At 49.8% G+C, this 15,670-nt stretch carries 15 protein-coding genes and 1 tRNA gene; 12 read left to right on the top strand and 4 right to left on the bottom strand.

The genetic code is table 11. The features are described 5' to 3' along the window. Positions 1 to 378: 378 nt before the first annotated feature. Positions 379 to 2,460, top strand: coding sequence for a carbon starvation CstA family protein (locus HMPREF3066_RS05600; protein ID WP_070441056.1), 2,082 nt, complete (start codon positions 379 to 381; stop codon positions 2,458 to 2,460). Further along, a complete protein-coding gene (locus HMPREF3066_RS05595) occupies positions 2,450 to 2,644 on the top strand; it encodes a YbdD/YjiX family protein (RefSeq protein ID WP_003744600.1) in 195 nt (64 codons plus the stop codon). Before HMPREF3066_RS05600 ends, HMPREF3066_RS05595 begins: the two co-directional genes overlap by 11 nt. 80 nt (positions 2,645 to 2,724) lie before the next feature. Here HMPREF3066_RS05595 and prmB read toward each other — a convergent pair whose 3' ends face one another. The 4 genes from prmB to tgt all read right to left on the bottom strand — a co-directional run bounded on the left by prmB (position 2,725) and on the right by tgt (position 6,537). Further along, on the bottom strand, positions 2,725 to 3,624 hold the full coding sequence (gene prmB / locus HMPREF3066_RS05590; RefSeq protein ID WP_070441053.1) for a 50S ribosomal protein L3 N(5)-glutamine methyltransferase: 900 nt from the start codon (positions 3,622 to 3,624) through the stop codon (positions 2,725 to 2,727). A 138-nt stretch (positions 3,625 to 3,762) separates the two neighbouring features. Further along, positions 3,763 to 4,161 carry a c-type cytochrome gene (locus tag HMPREF3066_RS05585; protein ID WP_039404779.1) on the bottom strand — a complete coding sequence of 133 codons (399 nt, stop codon included), beginning with the start codon at positions 4,159 to 4,161 and terminating at the stop codon, positions 3,763 to 3,765. 139 nt (positions 4,162 to 4,300) lie between these two features. Further along, the gene (hemH, locus tag HMPREF3066_RS05580; RefSeq protein WP_070441050.1) at positions 4,301 to 5,311 is read right to left on the bottom strand and encodes a ferrochelatase; all 1,011 of its coding nucleotides are present in this window, start codon (positions 5,309 to 5,311) and stop codon (positions 4,301 to 4,303) included. A 110-nt stretch (positions 5,312 to 5,421) separates the two neighbouring features. Then, the gene (gene tgt, locus HMPREF3066_RS05575; protein ID WP_070441047.1) at positions 5,422 to 6,537 is read right to left on the bottom strand and encodes a tRNA guanosine(34) transglycosylase Tgt; all 1,116 of its coding nucleotides are present in this window, start codon (positions 6,535 to 6,537) and stop codon (positions 5,422 to 5,424) included. A 256-nt stretch (positions 6,538 to 6,793) separates the two neighbouring features. Between tgt and HMPREF3066_RS05570 the strand changes: the two genes are divergently transcribed. From HMPREF3066_RS05570 to HMPREF3066_RS05525, 10 genes are all read left to right on the top strand, one after another. Next, positions 6,794 to 6,870, top strand: a tRNA-Val gene (locus HMPREF3066_RS05570). A 54-nt stretch (positions 6,871 to 6,924) separates the two neighbouring features. Beyond that, on the top strand, positions 6,925 to 8,838 hold the full coding sequence (gene thrS, locus HMPREF3066_RS05565; protein ID WP_060974464.1) for a threonine--tRNA ligase: 1,914 nt from the start codon (positions 6,925 to 6,927) through the stop codon (positions 8,836 to 8,838). A 17-nt stretch (positions 8,839 to 8,855) separates the two neighbouring features. After that, positions 8,856 to 9,377 carry a translation initiation factor IF-3 gene (infC, locus tag HMPREF3066_RS05560; protein WP_074895063.1) on the top strand — a complete coding sequence of 174 codons (522 nt, stop codon included), beginning with the start codon at positions 8,856 to 8,858 and terminating at the stop codon, positions 9,375 to 9,377. A gap of 147 nt (positions 9,378 to 9,524) precedes the next feature. Continuing rightward, a complete protein-coding gene (gene rpmI, locus HMPREF3066_RS05555) occupies positions 9,525 to 9,722 on the top strand; it encodes a 50S ribosomal protein L35 (protein WP_002232040.1) in 198 nt (65 codons plus the stop codon). 12 nt (positions 9,723 to 9,734) lie between these two features. Beyond that, entirely contained in the window at positions 9,735 to 10,094 is a 360-nt protein-coding gene (rplT, locus tag HMPREF3066_RS05550; RefSeq protein WP_070441044.1) for a 50S ribosomal protein L20, read from the top strand. Positions 10,095 to 10,339: 245 nt separating this feature from the next. Further along, complete coding sequence (pheS, locus tag HMPREF3066_RS05545) at positions 10,340 to 11,332, top strand: phenylalanine--tRNA ligase subunit alpha (protein ID WP_003744233.1); 993 nt, start codon at positions 10,340 to 10,342, stop codon at positions 11,330 to 11,332. 80 nt (positions 11,333 to 11,412) lie between these two features. After that, entirely contained in the window at positions 11,413 to 12,387 is a 975-nt protein-coding gene (locus HMPREF3066_RS05540; RefSeq protein WP_070441041.1) for a hypothetical protein, read from the top strand. A 142-nt stretch (positions 12,388 to 12,529) separates the two neighbouring features. Then, on the top strand, positions 12,530 to 14,893 hold the full coding sequence (gene pheT, locus HMPREF3066_RS05535) for a phenylalanine--tRNA ligase subunit beta (protein ID WP_070441038.1): 2,364 nt from the start codon (positions 12,530 to 12,532) through the stop codon (positions 14,891 to 14,893). A gap of 73 nt (positions 14,894 to 14,966) precedes the next feature. After that, positions 14,967 to 15,269 (top strand): integration host factor subunit alpha, encoded by a 303-nt coding sequence (locus HMPREF3066_RS05530; RefSeq protein ID WP_003675494.1) that lies wholly within the window; start codon positions 14,967 to 14,969, stop codon positions 15,267 to 15,269. Further along, positions 15,253 to 15,570, top strand: a complete 318-nt coding sequence (locus tag HMPREF3066_RS05525) for a hypothetical protein (RefSeq protein ID WP_070441035.1) — start codon at positions 15,253 to 15,255, stop codon at positions 15,568 to 15,570. Before HMPREF3066_RS05530 ends, HMPREF3066_RS05525 begins: the two co-directional genes overlap by 17 nt. Positions 15,571 to 15,670: the final 100 nt, after the last annotated feature.

Raw genomic sequence — 15,670 nt, 5'->3', positions numbered from 1 at the left:
TTTCAGACGACCTTTTTGTTTATGGGGCTGATTGAATTGGAATGGCGTTATCCTTTTAAACGTATGCAAGCGGGTAGTGTGGCTTTATGGTATTTGTAAAGAATTTGTCAAGAAATGCACGGTAACATCGTAATGAATGACGATTATTTGAGTTAAATCTAGCCCGCACGTTATCGGATTGTGTTAACCTTACGCTAGGCTTGATAATAGTTAACATTCTAGGGTTTTGGTTCCCTTGTTTATTAATTATCTCAAGCCAGGGTTCCCGCACCATCATCGCTTCATTTTTTTCTTCCATAAATGCTTCGGGATGCAGTTTGTCCCCCCGCAACAATAAGAACCCGAACATTCTCACTCTTGTATTTTAAGGATTAAACAATGAAATCGCTCAAAACGTTCCTTATTTGGGGCATTGTGGTTTTGGTCGGCGTAGCGTCCTTTACCACTTTGGCCATCAGTCGGGGCGAGCAGGTCAGCGCGGTATGGATGGTCACCGCCGCCGTATCGGTGTACTGCATCGCTTACCGTTTTTACAGTCTCTACATCGCCAAATATGTGATGCAGCTTGATCCGAACCGCCTCACGCCCGCCGAGCGGCACAATGACGGTTTGGACTATGTGCCGACACACAAAGGCGTATTGTTCGGACACCACTTTGCCGCGATTGCGGGCGCAGGTCCGTTGGTCGGTCCCGTGCTGGCTGCGCAAATGGGTTATCTGCCGGGTACGCTGTGGATTATCTTCGGCGTAGTGTTTGCCGGTGCGGTACAAGACATGATGGTCTTGTTCGTCTCCATGCGCCGCGACGGTAAGTCTTTGGGCGATATCGTAAAACAAGAACTCGGCACCGTCCCCGGCGTGATTGCCTCCATCGGTATTTTGATGATTATGGTCATCATCATGGCGGTGTTGGCGCTGATTGTGGTGAAAGCACTGGTTCACAGCCCTTGGGGTACGTTTACGATTGCCGCTACCATGCCGATTGCACTGTTTATGGGTATTTACACCCGCTATATCCGTCCGGGCAAAATCGGCGAGATTTCCATCGTCGGCTTTATCCTGCTGATGCTGGCGGTGATTTACGGCGACAATGTGGCGCACAGCTCCATCGGTCATTGGTTTGACCTTGACGGCATCCAGCTTACTTGGGCGATTATGATTTACGGTTTCGTGGCTTCGGTATTGCCGGTATGGCTGCTGCTGACTCCGCGCGATTATCTCTCTACCTTCCTGAAAATCGGTACGATTGTCGCACTCGCCATCGGTATCCTCATCGTCAGCCCTGCGCTGCAAATGCCTGCCGTGACCCACTTTATCGACGGTTCCGGCCCGGTATTCTCAGGCGCATTGTTCCCGTTCCTCTTCATTACCATCGCCTGTGGTGCGGTTTCAGGCTTCCACGCGCTGATTTCTTCCGGTACCACGCCGAAAATGCTGGAAAACGAAACCCACGTCCGCATGATCGGTTATGGCGGTATGATTATGGAAAGCTTCGTGGCGATTATGGCCTTGGCTGCTGCGTCATCGCTTGATCCCGGCGTGTACTTCGCCATGAACAGCCCTGCCGCCCTGATCGGTACAGATGCCAATACTGCCGCCGAAGTGATTACCACCAAGCTGCAATTCCCTGTCGATGCCGCTACCCTGTTGCACACCGCTAAGGAAGTCGGCGAAAACACCATCCTTTCCCGTGCGGGCGGTGCGCCTACCCTCGCAGTCGGTATGGCACACATCATGAGCCGCCTGATTCCGGGCGAAGCCATGATGGCATTCTGGTATCACTTTGCCCTGCTGTTTGAAGCCTTGTTCATCCTGACCGCCGTCGATGCCGGTACACGCGTCGCACGTTTTATGATTCAAGACTTGGGCAGTATCTTCTACAAACCTTTCGGCAACACCGACTCCATCCCTGCCAACCTGGTTGCAACCTTCTTCGCCGTGGCATTGTGGGGCTACTTCCTCTACACCGGCGTGACCGACCCACTGGGCGGCATCAACTCGCTCTGGCCTTTGTTCGGCATCGCCAACCAAATGCTGGCAGGCGTAGCTTTGATTATGTGTGCCGTTGTGTTGATTAAGATGAAACGCGACCGTTATGTCTGGGTGGTACTCGTTCCCGCCGTCGGCGTACTGTTTGTAACCTGCTACGCCGGTCTGCAAAAACTGTTCCACAGCGACCCGCGCGTCAGCTTCCTTGCCCATGCCGGCAAATACAGCGAAGCATTGGCTAAAAACGAAGTCCTCGCGCCCGCTAAAGACATCGGCGAAATGTCGCAAATCATCTTCAACGACCAGATCAATGCCGGTCTGACCGCATTGTTCCTCTCCGTCGTCGTTGTCGTTGCCATCTACGGCGTGCGTACCGCTATGAAAGCACGCAAAGTCGGCTGGCCGACCGCCAAAGAAATCCCGGCGGTTTACCGCGACGGCAAACAACCGGAGGCACAAAGTGAAGCGTAAACTCGCCGCTTGGTGGAAAACCGCCAAACTTACCGCCAACCTCATGGCAGGCGTGCCCGATTATGAAAACTACGTTGCCCAACAGCGCAAACATAATCCCAACGCCCCCGTCATGACCGAGCTGCAATTTCAAGACTACTGCCGCAAACGCCGCTGTGGTGCAAACGGCGGAAGATGTTGCTAATCGCTTGAACGGTTGAAAAAAGGTCGTCTGAAAGTTTTCAGACGACCTTTTTATATTAATGCTGCTTGAAAAAGGACGGGTTAGTATTCGCCCAATAGCTGCTCGCGGGTCAGCAAGAACACGAATCCGTCGCCGCCGCTGGTTTCCAGCCAAGTAAACGGCAATTCGGGATAGGCGGCTTCCAATACGTCGCGGTTGTGTCCGATTTCGACCAACAGTACGCCTTTGGGATTCAGGTATTTGGCGGCGTGCAGCAGGATTTGGCGGGTAGCGTCCAAGCCGTCTTCGCCGCTGCCCAAGGCGAGTTCGGGTTCGTGCAGGTATTCGTCGGGCAACATATCGACCGATTCGGCATCGACATAAGGCGGGTTGGAAACAATCAGGTCGTATGTACCTTCCAATCCTTCGAACAAATCGGTATGAATCAAGTTGATACGGTCTTCCAGGCCATAGTCTTCGATGTTGATGGCGGCCACTTCCAGCGCATCCAAACTCAAATCGACGGCGTCGATTTCAGCGGCAGGGTAGTGGTGTGCCATTTGGACGGCGAGGCAGCCGCTGCCGGTACACAAATCCAATGCGCGGTGAACCAATTCGGGATGTTCTATCCATGGGGTAAGGCTGTCGCCGAGCAGCTCGTAAATAAACGAGCGCGGTACGATGACGCGTTCGTCAACATAAAAATCGAAATCACCTTGCCATGCCTGATGGGTGAGGTAGGCGGCAGGGATGTGTTCGACTGCGCGGCGTTCCAGCACTGCCAACACTTCTTCTTTCTCGCTTTGCAGCAGCTTGGCGTCGAGGTAAGGCTCCAGCGTGTCCAGCGGCAGGTTGAGGGTGTGTAGGATGAGGTAGGCTGCTTCATCGTACGCGTTGTCCGAGCCGTGCCCGAAAAACAAACCGGCATCGTTGAAACGGCTGACGGCGAAACGCAGGATGTCGCGGACGGTGGTCAATTCTTGGGCTGCTTGGGTAAACATATTTATCAAAATCCTTAATGGTCGGAACACCGTCCTTCGGGCGGCGGAATCGGGAAGTCATTTATTGCAAAGCGGAGCGATTATAACAGAGGTCGTCTGAAAACATGGTTTCAGACGACCTCTTGGGTGCGGGAGCGGTTATTTTTTGCCTTTTGCCGCTTTCACATCTTTTTCGGTGATGGTGCCGCCGCCGTTATCAAATGCATTCATGATGTAGGTCGAAACTGCTGCTACGTCCGCTTCGTTGATGGCTGTTGCGGGCATGAAGCCGTTGTAGGGTTTGCCGTTAACCTTGATTGGGCCGTTGATGCCTTTGAGCATGCTGTTCAACAGTACCTGCGGTTTTTTCATGATGTAGTCGGAACGGAACAGGGGCGGGAACATTGCTCCTCTGCCTTCGCCTTTTTTACCGTGGCAGGCGGCGCAGTTGGTTTCGTAAATTTTCTGCCCTTGCGCCATCTGTGCGGCATCGGCGGCGAAGGTTGGGGCGGAAAAACAGGAGAGTGCGGCAAGTGTCAGGATGTGGATGGTTTTCATGGTTTGTCCTTGCAGATGGTCGGGATGTTTTTGTTTTAAAGGAATAGGGCAATCATACAATAAAGGTCGTCTGAAAACCTATCCTGCCGAAGCTTTTCAGACGACCTTAGATTTAAGTCAAAGAAACAACGGGGATGCTTCAAACCCATCCGCACAAATTGCGCCGCACCAAATCTGCCAGTGCGCCTATCCATTCTGCGCTGTCGTTCAGGCAGGGGATATAGCGGTATTCTTTACCGCCGGCGGCATGAAATTGTTCGCGCCCCATCAAAGCGATTTCTTCCATCGTTTCCAAGCAGTCTGCCATGAAGCCCGGACAGAAAACGTCCAATTTCGTTATGCCTTGTTTCGGCAGTTCGTCAAACAGAACCTGCGTACTCGGTTTAACCCATTTCGCCTTGCCGAACTGGCTTTGGAAGGAGACGATATATTCCTGCTCAGTCAGTCCCAAGGCTTCGGCAAGCAGTTTGGCCGTATGGCGGCATTCGTCGGGATAAGGGTCGCCCTCGTCGTACTGTTTCTGCGGTATGCCGTGAAAACTCAGCATCAGTTTTTCGCCGCGTCCGTGTTCCGTCCAATATGCCTGAATATGTTTTTTCATGGCTTCGATATAACCTGCATCCTCGTAGAAACGGGACACCGTGCGTATGCTGAGTTGGTTGCGCTGGCGCAGTAATTGCAAGAATACTTTATCCAAAGCCGCACCTGTGCTCGATGCCGCATATTGCGGGTAGAGTGGGACTACCAAAAGATTACCGATGCCTTGCGATTTCAATTCCGCCAAGACGTCGTCAACGCCCGGGTTGCCGTAAGTCATGGCGTAGCGGACGGTTATATCCGGCAGTAGTTTGCCCAAGGTTTCGGCTTGGCGTGCGGTATAAACCAATAAGGGTGAGCCGTCTTTAAACCAGATTTTTTCATAGGCGTGCGCGCTTTTTTTCGGGCGCAGCGTCAGTATCAGGCCACGCAAGATCGGTTGCCACAACAGCTTCGGCAGTTCCACTACGCGTTGGTCGGATAAAAAGTCGCGCAGGTAAGGTTTGACGGCTTGCGCGGTCGGAGCATCCGGTGTGCCGAGGTTAAGCAGTAGGACGGCGGTACGGTTTTGTTCGGTATAGGGGAGGGGAGGCTCTGGCAGGAAACGGGGCATGGTTTGTTTCTTTAATATTGAATGATTTTTTGTGTGAAAGGTCATCTGAAAAACAAAGGGAATAATCAAGTTAAACGTTTTCAGACGACCTCAATAAGCATAGTTCAATCTCAATCTACACCGCGGGCGCGGTTTTCATGGAATTGCGCCTGCCAATCGGCAAATTTTCCTTGCTCGATGGCTTCACGCATTTCCGCCATGATGACTTGGTAGAAATGCAGGTTGTGGATGGTGTTGAGTTGCGCGCCCAAGATTTCGCCGACGCGGTGCAGATGGTGCAGGTAGGCGCGGCTGAAGTTTTGGCAGGCGTAGCAGGTGCAGCTTTCGTCTATCGGGCGTTTGTCGAGCTTGTGTTTGGCGTTTTTGATTTTCAAATCGCCGAAACGGGTGAACAGCCAGCCGTTGCGCGCATTGCGGGTGGGCATGACGCAGTCGAACATGTCCACGCCGTGCGCCACGCCGTAAACGAGGTCTTCGGGTGTGCCGACGCCCATCAGGTAATGCGGTTTGTGTTCGGGCAGCATCGGTCCGACGGCGCGCAGCATGCGGTACATTTCGGGTTTGGGTTCGCCGACGGACAGTCCGCCGATGGCAAGGCCGGGGAAGTCGAATTGTTCCAAGCCGCGCAGTGATTCTTCGCGCAAATCTTCATACATCGCGCCTTGCACGATGCCGAACAGGGCATTCGGGTTCTTCAAATCTTCAAAGGCTTTTTTGCTGCGTTCTGCCCAACGCAGGCTCATTTGCAGGGATTTTTGCGCCTGTTCGTGCGTTGCTTCGCCGGGTGTGCATTCGTCCAACTGCATCACGATGTCGGAATTGAGTACGGTTTGGATTTTCATGGAGATTTCGGGCGAGAGGAAGAGTCTGTCGCCGTTGATTGGGCTTTGGAAGGTACAGCCTTCTTCAGTGAGTTTGCGCATGTCGGAGAGCGAGAAAACCTGGAAACCGCCCGAGTCGGTCAAGATGGGTTTGTTCCAGCCGATAAATTCGTGCAGACCGCCGAATTGTTCGATAACTTCCAAACCTGGGCGCAGCCATAAATGGTAAGTGTTGCCCAAAATAATTTGTGCCTTGATGTCGTGCAGGTTTTGCGGATTCATCGCCTTAACCGAGCCGTAAGTGCCGACCGGCATAAATACGGGTGTTTCGATTTTGCCGTGGTTCAGTTCCAGCGTGCCGCGTCGGGCATGACCATCTTTTTTATGTAAGGTAAATTTGAGCATAGGTTGTATCTATAAATGTAGGAAACGGCGTGCGAAGCCGCCGTGCAGTCAAACGATTGAGGTAAAAACGCGATTATAAAGGATTTTCATTGCAATAGCGGTGTTTGAATATTTCAGATGACCTTATTCGTATCGAGATGTTCACTGTTGAAAATGTTTCAAAAAAATCACAATGTTCCGACAATGTCGTCTAAAACCCCATTTTCATGCTTGCCATCGCGTCAAAGTATCGTCTATAATCCCAACCTTATTAAACAGGCACGTAGCTCAGTTGGTTAGAGCACCACCTTGACATGGTGGGGGTCGTTGGTTCGAATCCAATCGTGCCTACCAAATTTCCCAAACGGCATTTATGCCGTTATTTTTTAATGTTTTGGAGCTTTTTTGATGTTGAACATTACCTTGCCGGACGGCTCAGTCCGCCAATACGAATCGCCCGTTACCGTGGCACAGATTGCCGCGTCTATCGGAGCAGGTTTGGCGAAGGCGACGGTGGCGGGTAAGGTAAACGGCAAATTGGTCGATGCGTGCGATCCGATTACCGAAGATTCAACCGTCCAAATCATTACCCCGAAAGACCAAGAAGGCGTTGAAATCATCCGCCACTCTTGCGCCCACCTTGTCGGTCATGCGGTCAAGCAGCTCTATCCTAATGCAAAAATGGTTATCGGCCCCGTCATTGAAGAGGGCTTTTATTACGATATTGCAACTGAAAAACCGTTTACGCCTGAAGATGTTGCTGCCATCGAAGCGCGTATGAAAGAATTGATTGCACAAGATTATGATGTAATCAAAATCATGACTCCGCGAGCCGAAACCATCAAAATTTTCCAAGATCGCGGTGAAGAATATAAGCTGCGCCTGATTGAAGATATGCCCGAAGTTGAAGCAATGGGTATGTATCATCATCAGGAATATGTCGATATGTGCCGCGGTCCGCACGTTCCGAACACCCGCTTCCTGAAAAACTTCAAGCTGACCAAGCTGGCAGGTGCATACTGGCGTGGTGACAGCAATAATGAAATGCTGCAACGTATTTACGGCACTGCTTGGGCGACGAAAGATGAATTAAAAGCCTATATCCAGCGTATTGAAGAAGCAGAAAAACGCGACCACCGCAAATTGGGCAAGCAACTGGATTTGTTCCACTTGCAGGACGAAGCGCCGGGTATGGTGTTTTGGCATCCCAAAGGTTGGGCTTTGTGGCAGACTATCGAGCAGCATATGCGTAAAGAGCTGAATGCCGCCGGTTACAAAGAAGTCAAAACCCCCCAAATCATGGATAAAACCTTTTGGGAAAAATCCGGTCACTGGGATAACTACAAAGACAATATGTTCGTAACCAGTTCGGAAAAGCGCGAATACGCGGTTAAACCGATGAACTGCCCGGGACATGTTCAGATTTTCAATAACGGTCTGCGCTCGTACCGCGATTTGCCAATGCGTTTAGCAGAATTTGGTTCTTGCCATCGCAACGAGCCGAGCGGTGCATTACATGGACTGATGCGTGTCCGAGGTTTTGTACAAGACGATGCGCATATTTTCTGTACCGAAGATCAAATCGTCAGCGAAGCGCGGGCATTCAATGAATTGCTGGTTCGTATTTACAAGCAATTCGGTTTCCATGATGTGTCCGTCAAACTTTCACTGCGTCCTGAGAAGCGTGCCGGTTCAGACGACGTCTGGGATAAGGCAGAACAAGGCCTGCGCGAAGCATTGACTGCTTGCGGCGTGGAATGGGGCGAATTGCCGGGTGAAGGTGCGTTCTACGGACCTAAAATCGAATATCATGTTAAAGATGCATTGGGACGTTCTTGGCAGTGTGGTACGCTGCAACTGGACTTTGTATTGCCGGAACGTTTAGATGCAGAATATGTAACCGAAAACAATGACCGCGCCCGTCCGGTAATGTTGCACCGAGCCATTTTGGGTTCTTTGGAACGATTTATCGGTATTTTGATTGAAAACCATGCAGGTTCTTTCCCACTATGGTTGGCGCCGGTTCAAATGGTGATTATGAATATCACCGAAAATCAAGCAGATTACTGCCGTGAAGTGGCTGCCAAATTGCAGGCTGCTGGCTTCCGTGTAGAGCTGGATTTGCGTAACGAAAAAATCGGTTACAAAATCCGTGATAACAGCCAATACCGCTTCCCTTATCAAATCGTTGTCGGCGATAAAGAGAAGCAAGAAAACAAAGTGGCCGTGCGCCGCAAAGCAGAAGACTTGGGTTCTTTGGATTTGGATGATTTCATTGCACAACTGCAGCAAGAAATCGCGGACGCCCTCGTCAACCATTAATTTTTATAGGAGTATTCATCATCGCTCAAGAACGCGAAGCACGAATCAATGGCGAAATTACCGCCAAAGAAGTGCGTTTAATCAGTGAGTCAGGCGAACAGCTTGGTGTTGTGTCGGTTCGTGAAGCTTTGGCTATGGCCGAAGAGCAGGATGTGGATTTGGTAGAGATTTCCCCTACTGCCAAACCGCCCGTATGCAAACTGATGGATTACGGTAAATATAAATACCAACAAGCCAAGAAACGCGACGAAGCCAAGAAAAACCAGAAGCAGGTACAAATTAAGGAAATCAAATTCCGTCCGGGTACCGATGAAGGCGATTATCAAATTAAAATGCGCAACATCAACCGCTTCTTGGCTGACGGCGATAAAGTCAAAGTAACGCTTCGTTTCCGTGGTCGCGAAATGGCTCACCAGCAACTCGGGGCGCAACTTTTAGAGCGCGTGAAAGAGGATTTGGCGGAAGTGGCTCAAATCGAATCCTTCCCTAAAATGGAAGGCCGTCAAATGGTGATGATGATTGCACCGAAGAAAAAATAAAGTTATAATTCTCAGCTTACTCCGATTGCCGCTTCGGAGTAAGCTTTTGATTGGCGGCAAAAAACCGTGGCATTTTGGGTTCAAGTGTTTGAAACCAATGTTTTAAAACCCCCTGATGCCTTATCTAATAACGAATGGAGTTTTCCCATGCCTAAAATGAAAACCAAGTCTAGCGCGAAAAAACGCTTCAAAGTACTGGGTAACGGCGGTGTAAAACGCGCTCATGCGTTCAAACGCCACATCTTGACTAAAAAGACCACTAAAAACAAACGCCAACTGCGTGGTACCTCTATGGTAAACGATCGCGATTTGGCTTCTGTTGCTAAAATGTTACCCTACGCTTAAGGAGTTTAGAATATGCCACGCGTAAAACGCGGTGTAACCGCTCGTGCCCGTCACCAAAAAATCTTCGCGTTAGCCAAAGGTTACCGCGGTCGTCGTAAAAACGTATACCGCGTTGCCAAGCAAGCGGTAATAAAAGCCGGTCAATACGCATACCGTGACCGTCGTCAACGCAAACGCCAATTCCGTCAATTGTGGATTGTCCGTATCAATGCAGGTGCCCGTGAAAATGGTCTGTCTTACAGCAAATTCATGAACGGTCTGAAACGCGCCTCTATCGAAATCGACCGTAAAGTATTGGCTGATTTTGCTGTATTCGATAAAGCCGCTTTTGCACAATTGGTTGAGAAAGCTAAAGCTGCTTTGGCTGCTTAATCCAAAAAATTTAAAAAGGAAGCTACGGCTTCCTTTTTTCTTTGTTTGAATAAAGTCTATGTGATTGATTTTCTTTCTTTAAAGTCTATTTTTTTGAATTGATTTGCGCTAAAATACGCCGATTCTATCAAACGGATTGGCCGTAAACGATAAAAGGTCGTCTGAAAAGTTTGGCAATACCAAACCATACAGGCGACCTCATTGTTTCAGACGACCCATCATCAACCGACAGACGATAAACCACTATGGAAAATGTAAACCGTATCGTTGCAGAAGGTATTGCCGCAGTAGAAGCCGCGCAAGACTTCAACGCTCTAGAACAAATCAAAGCCCGTTATCTTGGTAAAACCGGCGAGTTGACCGGACTTCTGAAAACCTTAGGTCAAATGTCGCCTGAAGAGCGCAAAACCATAGGTGCGCATATCAATGAGTGCAAAAACCAGTTTCAGACGGCCTTTAACAATAAACGCGATGCCCTCAACGAAGCCAAACTGCAAGCCCAGCTTGCTGCCGAAGCACTCGATATTACCCTGCCCGGACGCGCGCAGGAAAATGGCGGTCTGCATCCCGTAACCCTGACTTTGCAGCGCGTGGTCGAACTCTTTCACGGTATGGGCTTTGAAGTGGCAGACGGCCCGGAAATCGAAGACGATTTCCACAACTTCCAAGCCCTGAACATCCCCGCAAACCACCCGGCACGCGCCATGCAGGATACGTTCTACGTTGAAAACGGCGATGTTTTGCGCACGCACACTTCACCGATTCAAATCCGCTACATGCTCGACAAAAAAGAGCCGCCCATCCGCATTATCGCCCCCGGCCGCGTTTACCGCGTGGACAGCGACGCTACGCACTCGCCTATGTTCCACCAAGCCGAAGGCTTGTGGGTGGAAGAGGGCGTAACCTTCGCCGATTTGAAAGCCGTGTTCACCGATTTTATCCGCCGCTTTTTTGAACGCGATGATTTGCAAGTACGTTTCCGTCCGTCTTTCTTCCCGTTTACCGAACCGTCCGCCGAAATCGACATCATGGGCGAAAACGGCAAATGGCTGGAAGTCGGCGGCTGCGGCATGGTGCATCCCAACGTGTTGAAAAACGTGAATATCGATCCCGAAAAATACACCGGTTTCGCCTTCGGCATTGGCCTCGACCGTTTTGCTATGTTGCGTTACAACGTGAACGATCTGCGACTGTTTTTTGATAACGATTTGAACTTTTTAAAGCAGTTTGCGAAATGATTATGCAGATTATCCGAAAATGAAAAAAGCAGCCTGCACTTGTTTTCAGGTAGCCTTTTCCATTGGAATGGAGTTAGAGCATGGATGACGGAAAACTAGGGTTTGTAGAATTAGCGGTGTTGGCAATGGAAATGGTGAATCGTCCGATAACGCCAACTGAATTGTGGGAATTTGTCTTACAGAATAAACTGCATTTTCAGTTAAAAACATTTGATGAGATAACGCAGACATTCTCGGGTAAAACGCCGTCTGCCACATTTAACGCACGGATTCGTACCGATAAAGAGCATTTTGTCGAGATCCCAAATACCAAGCCTAAGCAATACATTTTAAAACACCAGTTTAACCACGCCTCAAAGCAGCCTGTCTCCCTTACTCATACCAAGAAATCCACGTTCCACGAACGCGATTTGCACCCAGTTTTGGCACATTTTTTAAAACATAGTGATTATTTCCAAGCCTATCCCAAAACGATTTTTCACGAAGAAAGTTCCAAAGGGCAGAAAGGCGAAGATAAATGGCTGTATCCTGATATGGTGGCGGTGAATTTTGAATACGCTAATTACCAGAAAAACAATGTGTTGCCGTTTATTAAGAAATTTGATATTTCACCAATCAAGATTTTTTCGTTTGAGCTGAAAAAAGAATTAAATACTTCCAATTATAAGGAATATTTCTTTCAGGCGGTGAGTAATTCCAGTTGGGCGAATGAAGGCTATTTGGTGGCTTTACACATTAAACAGGATAGCCAGTTTATTGAGGCACTGCAAAAGCTAAGCCAGAGTTTTGGTATTGGGATTATCCATTTGAATATTGATAATATTGAGAAAAGTGTAATTTTGTCGCCTGCGAGATTTAAAGAGAAAATGGATTATTCGGTGGTGTACGAATTGGCGGATAAAAATCCCAATTTCGCACAATTTCTAAAGACTGTTACCGATTTTGAGCCACAATATCCTGCGCGATTTAGCAGTGAGTTCGATGAGATTTTGACGGTAGACAAGCTGCAAAAATATTTGGATACCATTACCATGTTGCAGGCTACTTTGAAATAAACGGCTGCAATCCCAAAGCAAAGGCTACCTGAGAGCATTGACTTCAACAAAGTAAAAGCAGCCTGCACATTTTCAGGTAGCCTTAAACGCCGTCTGAAAACAAAATCTGATAAAAAGTTAATTAGTTGATTGAGAACATAACATGCAATTCTCCTACTCATGGCTGAAAACCCAAGCCGATACCGAACTTTCCGCCGATAAGCTGGAACATCTGTTAACCATGTCCGGCTTGGAAGTGGAAGAAGCCGAGACTGCCGCGCCTGCGTTTACAGGCGTGGTGATTGCCGAAGTGAAATCCGTTGAAAAACATCCTGATGCCGACCGTTTGAACGTTACCCAAGTCGATGCGGGTACAGGTGAGTTGGTGCAGATTGTGTGCGGTGCGCCGAATGTGAAAGCGGGCGTCAAAGTGCCGTGTTCGTTGCCGGGTGCGGTGTTGCCGGGCAATTTCAAAATCAAGCCGACCAAGATGCGCGGCGTGGTGTCGAACGGGATGTTGTGTTCTACCGATGAACTCGGTCTGCCCGACGACGGCGTGAACGGCTTGCACATTCTGCCGCAAGACGCTCCCATCGGCGCAAATATCCGTGAGTATTTAGATTTGGACGATACGGTGTTCACGCTGAAAATTACGCCGAACCGTGCCGACTGTCTGAGCATCAAAGGTATTGCGCGTGAAGTGTCTGCGCTGACTGGCTGCGCGTTCAAGCAGCCTGCAATCCATGCCGCGCCAATCACAGGTAGCCGCAAACAGCCCGTGCAGATTGATGCGCCTGCCGATTGCGGCCGCTTTATCAGCCGCGTGATTGAAAACGTGAACGCGCGCGCCGCTACGCCGGATTGGATGAAGCAGCGTTTGGAGCGCAGCGGTATCCGCAGTATTTCCGCGCTGGTGGACATTGGCAATTATGTAATGCTGGAAATCGGTCAGCCGATGCATGTTTTCGATGCCGACAAACTTTCAGGCAGCCTGCACATCCGCCGCGCGCAAGAGGGTGAAACGCTGGAATGCCTGAACGAGAAAACCGTCTCTCTGTCTGAAAATACGCTGGTAGTGGCCGATGAAAAAGGCGCGTTGAGTTTGGCGGGTCTGATGGGCGGCGCAGCGAGTGCAGTTTCAGACGACACGCAAAATATCGTGCTGGAAGCGGCTTGGTTTGCGCCTGAAATCATTGCCGGCAAATCTCGCCAATACGGTTTTGGCTCGGATTCGTCGTTCCGCTTTGAGCGCGGTGTGGATTACCGTTTGCAGGCTGATGCTATCGAACGCGCTACCGAACTGGTTTTGCAAATCTGCGGCGGTGCGGCAGGTGAAATGGTGGAAGCGCAAGGCGAATTGCCTGAAGCGAAGCAGGTCGAATTGCGTTTGGGTCGTCTGAAAACCGTGTTGGGCGTGGATATTCCCGCCGAACAGGTGGAAACCATTTTGCAGCACTTGGGCCTGCAACCTGAAAAAACCGCGGAAGGCTTCCGCGTTACCGCGCCTAGTTTCCGTTTCGACATCGAAATCGAAGCCGATTTGATTGAAGAAATCGGCCGCGTTTACGGCTATGAAAATATCCCCGACGATTACACGTCAGGCCGTCTGAAAATGCTGGCGCTGCCCGAAACCCGCCGTCCGCGTTTTGCCGTTTACAACGAAATGGCGGCGCGCGGCTACCGCGAAGTCGTCAGCTATGCCTTCGTTGACGAGCAGTGGGAACACGATTTTGCCGCCAATGCCAACCCCATCCGCCTGCAAAACCCGCTGGCGGCGCAGTATGCCGTGATGCGTTCCACACTCATCGGCGGCTTGGTGGAAATTCTGCAAAACAATCTGAATCGCAAGCAAAACCGCGTGCGTGTGTTTGAAATCGCCCGCGTGTTCAGCAAAGGTTCAGACGGCCAGTTTGTACAAAACGAACGCATCGGCGGCCTGTGGTACGGCGCAGTCATGCCCGAACAATGGGGCGAGAAAACGCGCAACGCGGATTTTTACGACATCAAGGCCGATGTAGAAAATCTTTTGAAAAACAAAGCAGTTGAGTTCGTCAAAACCGAACATCCCGCCCTGCATCCCGGCCGCGCCGCCAATATCGTTTCAGACGGCCAGGTCATCGGTTTTATCGGCGAATTGCATCCGAAATGGCTGCAAAAATACGACTTGCCGCAAGCGCCGCTGGTATTTGAAATCGATATGGCCGCCGTGTTGGAACGCGAAAAAATGCGCTATCAGGCAGTATCGAAATTCCAGCCGGTGCGCAGGGATTTGGCGTTTGTTATGCCTGAAACCATGACCCATGATGATTTGTTGGCCGCATTGAAAGGTGCAGCAAACAAGTTGGTACAGGAAATCAGCGTATTTGACGTGTATCGCGGTACGGGCCTGCCTGAAGGGATGAAAAGCATGGCGGTCAAAGTAATTTTGCAGGATATGGAAAACACGCTGACGGATGAAACAGTCGAGCCGGTTATCGGAAAACTGATTGACGCGGCAACTGCTGCGGGAGCGCAACTTCGCAGCTAAAAAATAAATATTCGCTTGAATTTTAAATAGAAATTGGTAATAATCTGCACCTGTTACAACAGAAGGTAATAATATGACATTAACTAAAGCCGAATTGGCCGATATTTTGGTAGATAAAGTCAGCAATGTAACCAAAAACGATGCCAAAGAAATCGTCGAACTCTTTTTTGAAGAAATCCGCAGCACTTTGGCACGCGGCGAAGAAATCAAAATTTCCGGTTTCGGTAATTTTCAGTTGCGCGACAAACCGCAACGTCCCGGCCGTAATCCGAAAACCGGCGAAGAAGTACCGATTACCGCCCGCCGCGTAGTCACTTTCCATGCCAGCCAAAAACTCAAAGGCATGGTGGAGCATTACTATGACAAACAACGCTAATCCCGTTATTCCTGCAAAACGTTATTTCTCGCTAGACGAAATGTGCGAACTGGTGCAAATCAGCCCGTCACAATTTGCCCAGTGGCAACATGAGAACGGTATCGTTGTCGGTTACGGCGGCGATCGTTACACCCGTTCCGATGTGGTGAAACTGCTGAAGCTGAAAGATACCTTTGCGCCTTATGTCGACCGCTTCAGTCGTGATTCTTTGGATGCAAACGGTCATCCTGCTGCAAAAGCGGAAGAGGTTAAAGCCGGATTAAATTCTATATTGGCAGATTTGCAAAAAGCACTTGCTTAGTTTATTAGATAAACAGCCGCTTCCTTATCTAAGGGAAGCGGCTGTTTGTTTTTATGGATTTTGGGGCTTGCTGAGACCTTTGCAAAATTCCCCAAAATCC

It is taken from the genome of Neisseria sp. HMSC03D10 (assembly GCF_001807625.1).
GTDB classification, from domain to species: Bacteria; Pseudomonadota; Gammaproteobacteria; order Burkholderiales; family Neisseriaceae; genus Neisseria; species Neisseria mucosa.
Note: the sequence above shows the minus strand (reverse complement) of the source record. Positions and strands in the feature narration are given on the sequence as shown.

Excerpts from the sequence above, each read along its gene's own strand:
- HMPREF3066_RS05600 (WP_070441056.1), top strand. The coding sequence starts at position 379 with ATGAAATCGCTCAAAACGTTCCTTATTTGGGGCATTGTGGTTTTGGTC.
- prmB (WP_070441053.1), bottom strand. The coding sequence starts at position 3,624 with ATGTTTACCCAAGCAGCCCAAGAATTGACCACCGTCCGCGACATCCTG.
- HMPREF3066_RS05585 (WP_039404779.1), bottom strand. The coding sequence starts at position 4,161 with ATGAAAACCATCCACATCCTGACACTTGCCGCACTCTCCTGTTTTTCC.
- hemH (WP_070441050.1), bottom strand. The coding sequence starts at position 5,311 with ATGCCCCGTTTCCTGCCAGAGCCTCCCCTCCCCTATACCGAACAAAAC.
- tgt (WP_070441047.1), bottom strand. The coding sequence starts at position 6,537 with ATGCTCAAATTTACCTTACATAAAAAAGATGGTCATGCCCGACGCGGC.
- thrS (WP_060974464.1), top strand. The coding sequence starts at position 6,925 with ATGTTGAACATTACCTTGCCGGACGGCTCAGTCCGCCAATACGAATCG.
- rpmI (WP_002232040.1), top strand. The coding sequence starts at position 9,525 with ATGCCTAAAATGAAAACCAAGTCTAGCGCGAAAAAACGCTTCAAAGTA.
- rplT (WP_070441044.1), top strand. The coding sequence starts at position 9,735 with ATGCCACGCGTAAAACGCGGTGTAACCGCTCGTGCCCGTCACCAAAAA.
- pheS (WP_003744233.1), top strand. The coding sequence starts at position 10,340 with ATGGAAAATGTAAACCGTATCGTTGCAGAAGGTATTGCCGCAGTAGAA.
- HMPREF3066_RS05540 (WP_070441041.1), top strand. The coding sequence starts at position 11,413 with ATGGATGACGGAAAACTAGGGTTTGTAGAATTAGCGGTGTTGGCAATG.
- pheT (WP_070441038.1), top strand. The coding sequence starts at position 12,530 with ATGCAATTCTCCTACTCATGGCTGAAAACCCAAGCCGATACCGAACTT.
- HMPREF3066_RS05530 (WP_003675494.1), top strand. The coding sequence starts at position 14,967 with ATGACATTAACTAAAGCCGAATTGGCCGATATTTTGGTAGATAAAGTC.
- HMPREF3066_RS05525 (WP_070441035.1), top strand. The coding sequence starts at position 15,253 with ATGACAAACAACGCTAATCCCGTTATTCCTGCAAAACGTTATTTCTCG.